This is a genomic window from Caulobacter sp. AVps18 (assembly GCF_058681425.1).
The window spans coordinates 4,127,115-4,141,124 of the sequence record NZ_CM178737.1; the positions used below are offsets into that span (position 1 = coordinate 4,127,115).

Here is a 14,010-nt window from a genome sequence, read left to right on the forward strand (position 1 = left end):
CGTAATTGTCGCGCCAGCCGTCCGGGTAAACGTCATGGACAACGCACTGTTTGTGGGCCTTTCGCGGCAGATGACGCTGCGTCGCGAACTCGACATCGTGGCCAACAACATCGCCAATGCGAACACGACGGGCTTCAAGACCGAAGACCTGATGATCCGCACAGAGCCCGCCAGCCCCGCCCGCACCCTGGGCGGGTCAAACCCCGTCAAGTTCGTGCTGGATGACGGCGTGATCCGCGACTTCACCCAGGGCGCAATGACCAAGACCGGCGGTGATTTCGACCTGGCCGTCGAAGGCCAGGGCTTCTTCAAGGTTCAGACGGCAGGCGGCGAGCGCTACACCCGCGACGGCCGCTTCACCACCAATCCGGAGGGCAAGCTGGTCACCCAGGCCGGCGCGCCGGTTCTGGATGAAGGCGGCGGCGAGATCACGATCAATCCCCTGCTGGGTGCCGTCACCATCGGCAAGGATGGCTCGATCAGCCAGGGCCAGGTCCGGGTGGGCAAGATCGCCGTGGTCCGCGCCGACGACCTGTCGGCCCTGCGCAAGGACGGCGACAACCTCTACCGCAATGTCGCCAACGTCACCCTTCAGCCGGCACCCGACGCGGTTGTGCACCAGGGCATGCTGGAATCCTCCAACGTCCAGTCCGTCGTGCAGATCACGAAAATGATCGAGGTGCTCCGCGCCTACGAGAGCATGGCCAAGATGATGGACAACACCGCCGAACTGACGCGCTCCGCCGTCGAGCGCCTCGGCAAAGTCAATTAAGGGACCCTAGATCATGCAAGCTCTGCGTACCGCCGCGTCCGGCATGTCGGCCCAACAGCTGAATGTCGAAGTGATCTCGAACAACATCGCCAACATGAATACTGTTGGCTTCAAGCGTCAGCGGGCCGAATTCCAGGACCTGCTCTATCAGACCATCGAACGGGCCGGTGCCCAGTCGTCAAGCGACGGCAACGTGGTCCCCACGGGCGTCCAGGTCGGCGGCGGCGTCAAGGCCGGCTCGGTCTATCGGATCACCGAGCAGGGCACGCCCACCATGACCAACAACGAGCTGGACGTGGCCATACAGGGCAAGGGCTACCTGCAGGTGCTGCTGCCCTCGGGCGAGACGGGCTACACCCGCGCCGGCAACTTCTCGACCAATGACCAGGGCCAGGTCGTGACCGAGGACGGCTATCTCGTCCAGCCCGGGATCACCATCCCCCAGAACGCCACCGCCATCACCATCGGCAAGACCGGGCTGGTGCAGGTGACCATCGACGGCTCGGCCCAGCCCCAGCCCGTGGGTCAGATCGAGCTGGCCAACTTCATGAACGAGGGCGGCCTGGAGGCCATCGGCGACAACCTGCTGATGGAAAGCGGTGCCTCGGGCCCCGCCAATGTCGCTGCCCCCGGCCAGCCTGGCTTCGGCACCCTGCTGCAGAACTACACCGAGTCCAGCAATGTCGACGCAGTCAGCGAGATCACCGCCCTGATCGTCGCCCAGCGCGCCTACGAGATGAACTCCAAGGTCATCACAACGGCCGACCAGATGCTCCAGGCCACCTCGCAGCTGAGGTCATAGGATCATGAAAAGCCTGCTTCTGGCCGCCTGCGCCCTCCTGATCGCCGCCCCGGCCCTGGCCGGCCAGCCGGTCACCCTGCGCTTCGACACTACCGACGCCGACGGCCGGGTCACCCTGGGCGACCTGTTCGAAGGCGCGGGAGCCGGTTCAAATGTGCTGGTCGCCACGCGGGTGGGTCCGTCGGCCGTGCTGGATGCGGGAATGGTGCAGTCGGCCGCCCGCCGCGCAGGCCTGGACTGGAGCAATTCGCAGGGCATCCGCCGGATCGTTGTGCGCCAGGGCGGTGACGGCGGCAGCGCACCGACCGCTGTGCGCGGCAATGTGGAAGTTCTTGCCTATGCCCGCAGCCTGGCGGCCGGCGAAATCGTCCAGCCGCAAGACCTGATCTGGACCAAGGTCGCCGCCGCCCCCAGCGACTCGCCGGGCGACGCCGACGCCCTGATCGGCATGAGCGTCCGCCGCCCGCTGCGCCAGGGCGCAGTCGCCTCGCTGCGCGACGTTTCAGCCGCCCAGGTCATCAAATCCGGCGACCTGGTTTCCGTCACCTATGAGGATGGTGGCATCTCGTTGACCCTGCAGGGCAAGGCCATGGCCGCCGCCGCAGTCGGCGATGCCTTCGCCCTTCAGAACACCCTGTCCAAGAAAATCATCGAGGCCGTCGCCACCGGCCCCGGTTCCGCCGTCGTCGGTCCCCAGGCCCAGCGCCTGAAGGCCAACCGCTCACCCGTTCGCTACGCCGCTCGCTAGAGGTCATCGCCATGCGCTCTCCCCTCCTCGCCGCCGTCATCCTGCTGGCCCCGCTGGCCGCCTGCTCGACTGTCACCGAAGCGGTGAAGGGTCCTGAACTGGCGCCGGTTGGCTATCCGGCGCAGCTGGCCCCGATGACCCAGCAGTTCGTCGCCTCCCGCGACGTGGCTCCACAGGCCGCTTCCGCCAACTCGCTGTGGCGGGTGGGCGCGCGCGCCTTCTTCAACGACCAGCGCGCCAGCAAGATCGGTGACATTCTGACCGTCCAGATCGACATCGACGACAGCGCCAGCACCAAGAACACCACCGCCAGCTCGCGCACCTCCAGCACCAAGGCCGGGGTGAGCAACCTGCTGGGCCTGGAGTCCAGCCTGGGCAAGATCCTCCCGGGCGGCTTCGATCCGGCCAACGCCATCGGCACCGACTCCACCTTCAGCAACAACGGCGGCGGCAGCGTCAGCCGGTCGGAAAAGATCAGCCTGACCATCGCCGCCGTGGTCAGCCAGGTCATGCCCAACGGCAACATGGTTATCCAGGGCACCCAGGAAGTGCGCACCAACGCCGAACTGCGCCAGCTGACAGTGGCCGGCATCGTGCGCCCCGAAGACATCTCCTCGGCCAACACGATCAGGCACACCCAGATCGCCGAGGCCCGCATCAGCTATGGCGGCCGGGGCGATATCAGCCGCGTGCAGAAGACCCCGGCCGGTCAGGCCCTGGTCGAGCGCTTCTCGCCGTTCTGATCGCGATCAGCCGACTTTCCCTTCAGGCGCGGCCCCGCAAGGGTGTCCGCGCCTGTTGCGTATAGGGCTAGCGACTAGAGTGGGCTGCCGTGAGGCCCTAAGCCCGCCGCCCCGCCGCCGAGGCATTGTCGACACCCAGGGCCGCCAGCGCGCCGTGCAGGATGCCTTCGGCGTCGAGACCGGCCTGGGCGTACATCAGGTCGGGCTTGTCCTGGTCCTGGAAGACGTCGGGCAGCACCAGGGTGCGGATCTTCAGGCCGCGATCCAGCGCGCCGTGCGTGGCCAGGGCCTGCAGCACAAAGGCCCCGAAACCGCCCATGGCCCCCTCTTCCACCGTGATGATCGCCTCATGCTCGCGGGCCAGCCGCAACAGCAGGTCGATATCCAGCGGCTTGGCGAAGCGGGCGTCGCAGACGGTGGCCGAGAGGCCGCGCGCGGCCAGCAGGTCGGCGGCTTTCAGGCTCTCGGTCAGGCGCGTGCCGAACGACACGATGGCGACGCTGGTGCCTTCGCGGACGATGCGGCCCTTGCCGATCTCCAGCGGCTCGGCGCAGCCAACCGGCATTTCGAGGCCCAAACCCTCGCCGCGCGGATAGCGGAAGGCGCTGGGACGGTCGTCGATCTCGACGGCGGTGGCGACCATGCGGGCCAGTTCCAGCTCGTCGGCGGCGGCCATCAGCACCATGCCGGGCAGAGCCCCCATGAAGCCGATGTCAAAGGTGCCGGCGTGGGTTGGGCCATCGGCACCAACCAGGCCTGCGCGATCCATGGCGAAGCGCACCGGCAAACGCTGGATGGCCACGTCGTGGACCACCTGGTCATAGCCGCGCTGCAGGAAGGTGGAATAGATCGCCGCGAACGGCTTCATGCCGTCAGCCGCGAGACCGGCGGCGAAGGTCACCGCGTGCTGCTCGGCGATGCCGACGTCGAAGGTCCGCTCTGGAAAGGCCTTCTGGAACAGGTCCAGACCCGTGCCCGACGGCATGGCGGCGGTGATGGCGACGATCTTGGAGTCGGCCTCGGCCTGCTTGACCAGCTCCTGGGCGAACACCTTGGTGTAGCTAGGCGGGCCCGCGGCGGCCTTTTGCTGCTGGCCGGTGACGACGTCGAACTTGACCACTGCATGCAGCTTGTCGGCCGCGCCCTCGGCGGGGGCATAGCCCTTGCCTTTCTGGGTCACGACGTGAACCAGAACCGGCTTTTCCTTGAACTCGCGGGCGTTCTTCAGCACCGAGACCAGGGCGTCCATGTCGTGGCCGTCGATGGGGCCGACATAGTGGAAGCCCAGTTCCTCAAAGAAGGTGCCGCCGGTGACCATGCCGCGGGCATATTCCTCGGCCTTGCGGGCGGCTTCGCGCATCGGGGTCGGCAGCTTCTCGACCACCGTCTTGCCCAGCTTGCGGACCTTGCGATAGGCCCCGCCGGACACGAGATTGGCCAGATAGGCGCTCATCCCGCCGACGGGCGGAGCGATCGACATGTCGTTGTCGTTGAGGATGACAGTCAGCTGCTTGGTCGTGTCGGTGGCCGCGTTCATCGCCTCATAGGCCATGCCGGCGCTCATCGAGCCGTCGCCGATCACGGCCACGACGCGGTTGTCTTCGCCCTTGGCGTCGCGCGCGGCGCAGAAGCCCAGGGCAGCCGAGATCGAGGTGGCCGCATGGGCCGCTCCGAACGGGTCGTATTCGCTCTCGGCCCGCTTGGTGAAGCCTGACAGGCCACCGCCCTGACGCAGGGTCTTGATGCGATCGCGCCGCCCGGTGAGGATCTTGTGGGGATAGGCCTGATGGCCGACGTCCCAGATCAGGATATCCTTGGGCGTCTCATAGACGTGGTGCAGGGCGACGGTCAGTTCGACCACGCCCAGGCCCGCGCCCAGGTGACCGCCGGTCACGGAGACAGCGTCGATGGTCGCGGCGCGCACTTCGCTTGCCAGCTGTTTGAGTTCCGCCACCGAAAACGCGCGCGTGTCGGCGGGTGAAGCGATCTTGTCGAGGAGAGGGGTCACGGTCGTCATGTCCGAAGAAAGCGCGGTCAGTTGCGGCGGTCCAGCACGAAATCGACGCTACGGCGCAAATGATCGGCGCGTTCGCCGAAAATATCGAGGTGAGACTTGGTCTGGGCTGCCAAAAGCGTCATCCGGTCCTTGGCGGCGTCCAGGCCCAGCAGGGTGACATAGTTGGTCTTGCCCATGGCGGCGTCCTTGCCGCCGGCGGCCTTGCCCAGCACGGCTTCATCGCCCTCGGCGTCCAGGATATCATCGACGATCTGATAGGCCAGACCCAGGTCCTGGGCGAACGCCATCAGGGCGGCGCGCTCGGAATCCTTTGCCCGAGCGATGATCAGCGGAATCTCGAAGGCGAAGGCGATCAGCGCGCCGGTCTTCAGGCGCTGCATGCGGGCCACGGCCCCCAGGTCGTCGCGAACGCCCAGAATGTCGATCATCTGGCCGCCGGCCATGCCCTTGGCCCCGGAGGCGATGGCCAGCTTGCGCACCAGCTCCGAGCGCACATTGCCGTCGTCATGGGTGTCGGGGTGAGCCATGATCTCGAAGGCTGCGGTCTGAAGGGCGTCGCCGGCCAGGATGGCGGTGGCCTCGTCATACTGGATATGAACGGTCGGGCGACCGCGACGCATGTCGTCATCGTCCATGGCCGGCAGGTCGTCATGCACCAGGCTATAGGCGTGGATGCACTCCAGCGCGCAGGCGGCCCGCAGCACCGGCCGCTCCGGCAGGTCGAACATCTTGCCCGTTTCAAGCGCGAAGAACGGCCGCAGCCGCTTGCCAGGCCCGAGGGCCGCGTAGCGCATGGCTTCGGTCAGGCGGCTTTCAGGGCCCTCGGCACGGGGCAACAACTCGTCCAGCGCCACGGTGACAATGTCGGCGGCCTGAACGATGCGGCGTTCCAGATCGATCAAAACAGCTTCCCCCCGTCCGGCGTCGCGCGATCCACGCCCAGCAGCACCACGCCGCCCTCGGCGTCCGGAAAGCCCAGACACAGCACTTCAGACATCACCGGCCCGATCTGGCGCGGCGGAAAATTGACGACAGCGGCCACCTGGCGACCGACCAGTTCGTCAGTCGTATAATGCTTGGTGACCTGGGCCGACGAGCGCTTGATCCCGATGACCGGGCCAAAATCGATGGTCAGCTTGTAGGCCGGCTTGCGCGCTTCGGGAAACGGCTCGGCCTTGGTGACGGTCCCTATGCGGATGTCGACCTTCTCGAACTCGTCATAGGTGATCGTCGCAGATCCCATCAGACGAAGTCCGTCGCTTCAGCTGAAACAGCACCGCCCTGACCCAGGACAATCTTCTCGACCTTGAGGCGCGCGGCCTCCAGCTTCTTTTCGCAGTGCGCCTTCAGAATCGCGCCGCGCTCGTACATGTCGATGGATTGTTCAAGCGGAGCCTGTCCCGACTCCAGGCGCGAGACGATGGCTTCCAGCTCGGCCAGGGCTTGCTCGAAGCTCAGGCCGGCCAGGTCTCCATCCAGGGCTTTCGGGGCGTCGGTCATTTCAACTCCGAGGAGAACGTCGCACCCTAGTGGCGCGGCGACATGCGGGCAACGGCGTAGAGGTCGCCCAGGGTTAAGGAAAGTCAGAATACGACGGCGGGGCCGCGATTTCAGGGCCGAGCGAAGCGCTTGACGCTCCAGTAGCCGTGGCCCTCGTCGAGTATCCGACGCAGCCCCCTCTTCTCCAGCGACCGGGCGATCATCCAGTTGAAGAAGCCGTGGGCCACCAGAAGCACGTCCTGTCCGTTCGCGGAGCGTTCGATCAGCAGGTCGGCGGCCCGGTCGGCGCGAACCTCGGCCTGGGCGCGGGTCTCCTGCCCACCGTGATTATTGAAGAACCACCACCAGAAGCGGGCGAAAAAGCCCAGATGGCTGGGCGTCATCCTGATCCAGCGCGGCCAGGGCGGTGGTGGTAAAGGCGCCTCGATGAAGAGCTCGTCGGTGACAAAGGCCCGCTCGCCAAAGACGGCCTGAGCAGTCTCGATGGCGCGGCGACGGGTCGAGGCCAGAATCACGCCGGCGTCGCGCGCCATTTCGACCAGGGCAGCCGGCGGCGGCTGGTCAGGCTTCAGGCCGCCCACTTCATAAAGGGCCCACCACTCGCCATAGGCCTGGCAGTTGAAGCGCACCTTGCGCGACAGGGCCGGCTCGCCATGGCGCGCCAGGGTGATCAGGCCGCAACGCGACGGCGCGGCCGCAACGGGAATGTGGTCGGCGGGCATTGCGTCGGCCATGTTGTGGAAGACCCGATTGGGGTGCGCCAGGCGCGCCATTCGTGTCCTTCATCCCTCCTGCAGAGCGCTGACATGTGCTGCGGCGGACCGCCCAAGCGCCTGCAGGTCGTAGCCGCCCTCGAGCGAGGAAACAATACGGCCCTTGGCGCGGGCATTGGCCACCGAGACGATAGCTCGCGTCGCCCAGGCGAAATCCTCGGCTTCCAGGTTCTGGGCCGACAACGGGTCGCGGACATGGGCGTCGAAGCCTGCCGAGACCAGGACCAGGTCGGGGGAAAAGGCATCGACCTTGTCCATCAGCCCCTCGAACATGGCCCGCCAGACCTGAGGCGAGGCATTGGGCGACACCGTGGCGTTGGCGATATTGCCCAGACCCGTCTCCGACGGATCACCGGTGCCCGGATAGAGCGGCGACTGGTGGATCGAGGCGAAGAACACGGTCGGGTCGTGCTCGAACGCCGCCTGCGTGCCGTTGCCGTGGTGGACGTCGAAGTCGATGATGGCCACCCGCCGCAGGCCCGAGGCCTGCGCCACCCGGGCCGCTACGGCGATGTTGGAGAAGACGCAAAACCCCATGGCGGTTCCAGGCTCGGCATGGTGCCCAGGCGGACGCACAGCGCAGAAGGCCCGGCTGCCCTGTCCGGCCGCCACCTGACGCACCGCTGAAACCGCCGCCCCGGCTGCCCGCCGCGCCGCGCCCAGGCTGCCCGTCGACAGCACGGTGTCGGGGTCCAGCGCCACGCGGCCTGAACGCGGCGCAGCGGCAAGGATTCCGTCGATGAAGGCCTGCGGATGCACGAGAGCCAGGTCGGCAATATCGACCAACGGCGCCTCGTGGGTTTCGAGATGCAGCGCGGGATCGTCGTCCAGGGCGTCGATCACCGCCTGCAGGCGCTCGGGGCGCTCGGCATGGCCGTCGCCGGGCCGGTGGTCCAGCATGTCGGCGTGGGTGTAGAGCGAGACGTCCATCACAGATCCTTGTGGGGCGCTTGGCGGGAAAGCCTATCGCAAGAGCGACATTGGACGAAACCGCAAGATCGCAGCTATTGAAGCCGTCATGACTCTTTTGATCCGCCGCGCCACCCTCGAAGACGCCGATACGGTTTCAAGCCTGGGCACCCGCACGTTCAGCCAGACCTTCGACTATCTCTATCCGTCCGAGGATCTGGAGACCTTCCTGGCCTATGCCTATGGCCTGGAGCGAACCCGAAACGATCTGGCCGATCCCTCCAAGGCCACGTGGCTACTGGAAGACGATGGCGAGGCCATCGGCTATGCCCTGGCCGGCCCCTGCGACCTGCCCCACCCCGACGTCCAGCCCGGCCATGGCGAACTCAAGCGCGTCTATGTGCTCAAGGCGCACCAGGGCGGCGGCAAAGGCTCGATGCTGCTGAACACCGCGCTGGACTGGCTGGAAAAGGACGGTCCCCGCCCGCTCTGGATCGGTGTCTGGTCAGAAAATTTCGGTGCTCAGAAGCTTTACGAGCGTCTGGGCTTTGCCAAGGTCGGCGAGTATTTCTTCCCGGTCGGCGAGACGCGGGACCTGGAGTTCATCCTGCGGCGGGGGTGAGTCCAACGCCCCCCGTTGCGTCTCGATAAAGAACCCTCCATGCTCCGAACAACTGTTCGAGGCCCTCCGCCATGTTCCTGCGCTTCTTCTCAGAACTCCGATCGGCCAAGGTGCCGGTGTCCCTGCGCGAGTACCTGATGCTCATGGAGGCGCTGGACAAGGACGTCATCGATCGCTCGATCGAGGACTTCTACTTCCTGTCGCGCGCCAGCCTGGTCAAGGACGAGAAGAACCTCGACAAGTTCGACCGCGTTTTCAGCCACGTCTTCAAGGGGCTGGAGACCGTCAATGACGGCCTGACGGCCGACATCCCGGAAGAGTGGCTCAAGGCCCTGACCGAGAAGTTCCTGACCGACGAGGAAAAGGCGGCGATCGAGGCCATGGGCGGCTTCGAGAAGCTGATGGAAACCCTTCAGGAGCGCCTGAAGGAGCAGAAAAAGCGCCACGAGGGCGGCAACAAGATGATCGGCTCGGGCGGGACCAGCCCGTTCGGCAACAACGGCTACAATCCCGAAGGCGTCCGCATCGGCCAGGACAAGAGCCGCCACGGCCGGGCCGTGAAGGTCTGGGACAAGCGCGAATACAAGAACCTGGATGACAGCGTCGAGTTGGGCACCCGCAACATCAAGGTGGCCCTGCGCCGCCTGCGCAAGTTCGCCCGCGAAGGTGCCGCAGAGGAACTGGATCTGAACGGCACCATCCGTGGCACGGCGGAAAAGGGCTATCTGGACATCCAGCTGCGACCCGAGCGCCGCAACAAGATCAAGGTGCTGCTGTTTTTCGACATCGGCGGCTCGATGGACGGCCATATCAAGCTCTGCGAGGAGCTGTTCAGCGCCGCCAAGACGGAGTTCAAGCACCTTGAATTCTACTATTTCCACAACTGCCTCTATGAGGCTGTGTGGAAGGACAACCGTCGCCGCCAGGTGGAAAAGATCCCGACCTGGGACGTGCTCCACAAGTTCCCCAGCGACTACAAGGTGATCTTCGTCGGTGACGCGACAATGAGCCCGTATGAGATCACCTATCCGGGCGGCAGCGTCGAGCACTGGAACGAGGAGCCCGGCGCGATCTGGATGCAGCGCGTAGCCGACATCTATCAAAGCGCCATCTGGCTGAACCCGACGCCAGAGCGGCATTGGGACTACACCCAGTCCATCGGCGTGATGAAGACCCTGATGAACGACCGCATGTTCCCTCTGACGATCGAGGGCCTGGACAAGGCGATGCGCGAACTGGTGCGCGGCTAGACCTCAAACCTGCGCGTCAGCAGATGCCCCCGGTCCACCCTGCGCCACCCGACGGCGGACGGGATCGCTGATTCGCGGCGTCGTCAGAACCTGCAATCGCCCAAACCCGCTAGCCTGTCGCGTCATGTAATAGAGGTCTCAGCAGCGATGCACAGACCTCGAGACGGGTTCAGCCTTGCGCTGACAGAGCATATTCCTCGACGGCAAACATTCCACCCCAGAGATTGGCGGCAATTGTCGGTCATGACTTCACAAGTAGCGCCCTAGGCTGAAATGGTGTGCGTTTCAGCAAATTTTCAACCAGCCAACGTGGCGTAACATACGGTGGCTCAATGAAGCCACCATCGCTTGAGTTTTCCCCTCGAACCAAGCAAGGTCCGCCGAGAAATACTCGAATCTCCGCCAATGGGGGGTCCATGGCTCGCGGCACGAAACGACTGGCGCTTGTTCTGATGACCAGCGCCGCACCCGCCTTGGCGGGACTGCTGGGCGCCGGCGTGGCCCTGAGCCTGCCCGGCAGCGCCCTGGCCGCCGACGAGTGCGGCCCCGCAGTCAGCCAGTCGGTCACCTGTGCCCCGGGGACCTATTCCAGCGGCATCGCCTATACGCCGGCCTCGCCGATCAGCGTCACCCTGCAGCAGGCGCCGGGCGGAGCGGTCAATGTGACCAATGGCGGATTGCGGGTCACCACCGCAGTCGCTGACGCCATCGCGGTTGGACGCACCGCCACAGGTACGCTGACGACCGCCAGCCCATCGCTGGCAATCATCAACACCACCGCCGGCGGCTCAGCCGTGAACCTCAGCGGCGCGCAGGGCGCGGTCACGCTGGACCTCACCGCCCCCGCCACCAACGCCTCTCTTCTGGTGCGCGGCCAGACCGACGCAATCCGTATCACGACCGGTGGATCGGCGAGCGTGGCGCTGAGCCAGGGCCAGGTGACCGGCCTGAACGGCGACGCCATCGATATCACGGCGGGCGGAGCCATCACCGTCTCGACCGGTCAGGCCAGCCTGCAGGCGACAAACGGCGCAGGCATCGCCCTGGTTCAGAACGGACCGTTGGGCGCGATCAACGTTACCACCGGCGGTTCGATCACCGCCCCGACATACATTACCGGCGACGGTATCCTGATCGGTGCGCAAGACCCGACCAATGTCGACGCGATCAATGTAGCGGCAAATGGGGCGATCACGGTCGGCGGTTCGGGTATCCGTATCAATTCCAGCGGTTCGCGAAACCTGACTATTTCAACGTCGGCCAACGCAGCCATCCTGGCCCAGAATGACGGGATCTTTGCCCGGACGTCTGGCGCTGGCGCCATCAACCTGACGACGGCCGCCGACGTGACCGGCGACGCAAACTCAGGCGGCGTGGGCAACGCGGTCTCCTTGATCACGGCGAACGGCAATATCAATTTCAGCGCCGCCGCCGGGACCACAATCTTCGAAGGCGTTGGCTCACCACCCGCCGGCCAGGCCAGCAAGAGCATTGTGTCGCTCACCAGCACGAACGGCAGCATCGTTTTCAACAACGGTGCTGCCCTGCGCAACAGCAACGTGTTCAGCGGCGAAGCCCTCGCTACCGGCATTTTTGCTCGCACCGTCGGCGGCGGCATAACGCTGAACAACACCGGAGCAATGGGCACGGCCGATAGCGTGCTCGGTGCCAGTGCGATTGACGCTGCCATTACGGGCACCGCGTCAACCAGCGACCTGATCGTTTCCAACAGCGGCGTCCTGCGGGCTTTGGGTCCCGCCGTGATCGACCTGACAAACGCCGGCTCGGGCGCCCTGCGCCTCGACTCCAACGGCGTGATCGATGCGACAGCCCTGTTTGGCGTGCAGACCTTCGCAGCGACCGGAACCAGCACGCTCAACTTCGGGGCCAATGTCAGCTCGACCACGAGCACGGCGGTTCGGGCAGGCTCGTCCACCGGGGTGGTCAATGTCAGCGTCGCCAGTGGCGTTCAAGTCCAGGGCATCGGCGGCTTCCTGCTGTCGTCCACCAGCGGTGCCCTGTCACTGAACAACGCCGGCTCTGTCCAGACCACGAGGGGCGGCACATCGGCGGTCGTGCTGTCGACCTCGGGCGCGGCCAGCGTCACCAACAGCGGCACGATCAATGCGCTTGGCCCGGAGATCGGCCGGGCGGCGCTAAGCTTCGTCAACGCCTCCGAGGTCTCCCTGACCAACACGGGAACGATCACCACCGGTCGTGACGACCACGCCGGCTATGCGATCGGCGTTTTCTCCCTCGGCTCGCCCAACCCCACCGCAATCACCTGGTCCAACGCGACCGGTGGCGTGATCAATGGTGCCCTGAACAACGCCACGGCCACAGCCATGACCTTCGGCAATGCCGGAACCTGGTTCACGGCCAACATGCAGTCGAACTTCAGCTCAGCTAATGTCAGCACGCTGAACAACAGCGGCCGGATTCAGGTGGGCCTGACCAATGCCCTCCCCGTCGCCACCACCACGACCTTCGCGGGCCTGACACGGTTTAACAACAACGGCACGGTCAGCCTGTCGAACGGGGTCGTCGGCGACATCCTGAGCGTCACCGGAGCCTATGTCGGCGGAACTGGCGCTCAGCTGAACCTCGATATCCAGTCCGGTGTCAGCGACAGGCTGGTCATCGCCGGAACAGCGACCGGGGCCACGACCGTCGTCATCAACCAGCTCGGCGCGCCGGGCAGCTTCGGCAAGATCGCCATTGCACAGGCCGCCACCGGCTCCAGTGCAACGGCATTCGTCCTGCCCAATGGCACGCTGCGCCAGGGACTGACGCAGTCAGGCATCATCTATGATGCGACCTCCAGCATCTATTCGCTGATCCGCATCCCTGACACCGCAGCCGTCGAAACGGTGAAGTTCGCCGAGATCCGTCGCAACCTCTTCTTCAAGGCCGAGGCCGCCTGGTCCTCGCATCTCGAACGCTATCGCACCCTGGCGATGGAAGAGGATGTGCCCGAGGGCGTCCACACCTGGGCGCAGGTGTTCGGTGGTGAAGAGCGCCGCGACGACAGCCGCACCCTCGCTCCGCTGGGCGTGCAGACCACCTATCGCCTCGACTACGACCAGCGTTATGCTGGCGGCCAGTTCGGGGTCGATGTGTTGCAGGGCATGAGCACCGGGGCCGCCGTGCTGGGCGTTACCGCCGGCTACGCGACCTCGCGAGCCACCTTCAAGGAAACCCGCGACACCTACGAGGTGAAGGGCTTCAACATCGGGGCCTATGCGTCCTACACGCCCAACGCCTTCTTCATGAACGCTCTGGTCCGCTACGACCGGGGCGACGGCGATATCGAGAGCCCTTACGCCAACTACCGCCAGTCGCTGAAGACCAGCCAGTTCGCCGCTACGCTCGAGGCCGGCAAGCACATGACCATGGGCGGCTGGTTCGTCGAACCCTCGGCCGCAGTCACCGCCAGCCGTGGCTCCGTGGCGCGCAAGGGCGACGAAGAGGCCCTGAACAACTATACCGTCCAGGACGTGGCCGTGGCCCTGTCGCGCGACACCCTGCTTCGGGCCAAGGTGGGCGTGCGCGCCGGCGCCAAGCCTCATGCGGCCATGGGCGGCATCCTGACGCCCTATTTGGCTGTCGCTGCGGTCAATGACTTCGGCGGCGCGGACAAGGTCACCTTCAACCCGACCAGCAATCCGATCACCTTCGCCAATCGCGAGGGCGGTGCCTTTGCCGACGTGCGGGTGGGGGCCCACCTGGCCCAGGCCGGCGGTATGGAGTTCCTCGCGGAAGCCGGCGGCAACTATGGATCCCATGTCAGCGGCTATGGCCTTCGGTTCATGGTCAAACGCAGCTGGTAAGCCGCAGCGATCAAAAACAATCTCGATCACCCCGGCGCCCCTGG

13 protein-coding genes are annotated in these 14,010 nt (G+C 65.6%); 7 read left to right on the top strand and 6 right to left on the bottom strand.

Features of this window, described 5'->3' with window-relative positions; all coding sequences use genetic code 11:
• Positions 1-34: 34 nt before the first annotated feature.
• The 4 genes from flgF to flgH are packed head-to-tail and all read left to right on the top strand — an operon-like array spanning position 35 to position 3,065.
• Positions 35-772: a flagellar basal-body rod protein FlgF gene (flgF, locus tag ACW179_RS18750; RefSeq protein ID WP_492060965.1), complete on the top strand. Its 738-nt coding sequence runs from the start codon at positions 35-37 to the stop codon at positions 770-772.
• A gap of 13 nt (positions 773-785) precedes the next feature.
• Positions 786-1,574 carry a flagellar basal-body rod protein FlgG gene (flgG, locus tag ACW179_RS18755; protein ID WP_492060966.1) on the top strand — a complete coding sequence of 263 codons (789 nt, stop codon included), beginning with the start codon at positions 786-788 and terminating at the stop codon, positions 1,572-1,574.
• Between the two features lie 4 nt (positions 1,575-1,578).
• Positions 1,579-2,322, top strand: coding sequence for a flagellar basal body P-ring formation chaperone FlgA (flgA, locus tag ACW179_RS18760; RefSeq protein ID WP_492060967.1), 744 nt, complete (start codon positions 1,579-1,581; stop codon positions 2,320-2,322).
• A gap of 11 nt (positions 2,323-2,333) precedes the next feature.
• Positions 2,334-3,065, top strand: coding sequence for a flagellar basal body L-ring protein FlgH (gene flgH, locus ACW179_RS18765; protein WP_492060968.1), 732 nt, complete (start codon positions 2,334-2,336; stop codon positions 3,063-3,065).
• Between the two features lie 97 nt (positions 3,066-3,162).
• Here the strand turns inward: flgH and dxs are convergent, their stop codons facing one another.
• The 6 genes from dxs to ACW179_RS18795 form a co-directional block, all read right to left on the bottom strand.
• On the bottom strand, positions 3,163-5,082 hold the full coding sequence (dxs, locus tag ACW179_RS18770) for a 1-deoxy-D-xylulose-5-phosphate synthase (RefSeq protein WP_492060969.1): 1,920 nt from the start codon (positions 5,080-5,082) through the stop codon (positions 3,163-3,165).
• Between the two features lie 17 nt (positions 5,083-5,099).
• Positions 5,100-5,984, bottom strand: a complete 885-nt coding sequence (locus ACW179_RS18775) for a polyprenyl synthetase family protein (protein WP_492060970.1) — start codon at positions 5,982-5,984, stop codon at positions 5,100-5,102.
• On the bottom strand, positions 5,981-6,325 hold the full coding sequence (locus tag ACW179_RS18780; RefSeq protein ID WP_492060971.1) for a tRNA-binding protein: 345 nt from the start codon (positions 6,323-6,325) through the stop codon (positions 5,981-5,983). The genes ACW179_RS18775 and ACW179_RS18780 overlap by 4 nt, the downstream gene beginning before the upstream one ends.
• Positions 6,325-6,582, bottom strand: a complete 258-nt coding sequence (locus ACW179_RS18785) for an exodeoxyribonuclease VII small subunit (RefSeq protein ID WP_492060972.1) — start codon at positions 6,580-6,582, stop codon at positions 6,325-6,327. The genes ACW179_RS18780 and ACW179_RS18785 overlap by 1 nt, the downstream gene beginning before the upstream one ends.
• Positions 6,583-6,692: 110 nt before the next feature.
• Positions 6,693-7,355 (bottom strand): histidine phosphatase family protein, encoded by a 663-nt coding sequence (locus ACW179_RS18790; RefSeq protein WP_492060973.1) that lies wholly within the window; start codon positions 7,353-7,355, stop codon positions 6,693-6,695.
• Between the two features lie 9 nt (positions 7,356-7,364).
• Positions 7,365-8,285 (bottom strand): histone deacetylase family protein, encoded by a 921-nt coding sequence (locus ACW179_RS18795; RefSeq protein ID WP_492060974.1) that lies wholly within the window; start codon positions 8,283-8,285, stop codon positions 7,365-7,367.
• 88 nt (positions 8,286-8,373) lie between these two features.
• Here ACW179_RS18795 and ACW179_RS18800 point away from each other — a divergent pair, with 88 nt between their 5' ends.
• From ACW179_RS18800 to ACW179_RS18810, 3 genes are all read left to right on the top strand, one after another.
• Positions 8,374-8,886, top strand: a complete 513-nt coding sequence (locus tag ACW179_RS18800) for a GNAT family N-acetyltransferase (RefSeq protein ID WP_492060975.1) — start codon at positions 8,374-8,376, stop codon at positions 8,884-8,886.
• 71 nt (positions 8,887-8,957) lie between these two features.
• Complete coding sequence (locus ACW179_RS18805; protein WP_492060976.1) at positions 8,958-10,136, top strand: vWA domain-containing protein; 1,179 nt, start codon at positions 8,958-8,960, stop codon at positions 10,134-10,136.
• A gap of 416 nt (positions 10,137-10,552) precedes the next feature.
• A complete protein-coding gene (locus ACW179_RS18810; RefSeq protein ID WP_492060977.1) occupies positions 10,553-13,966 on the top strand; it encodes an autotransporter outer membrane beta-barrel domain-containing protein in 3,414 nt (1,137 codons plus the stop codon).
• Positions 13,967-14,010: the final 44 nt, after the last annotated feature.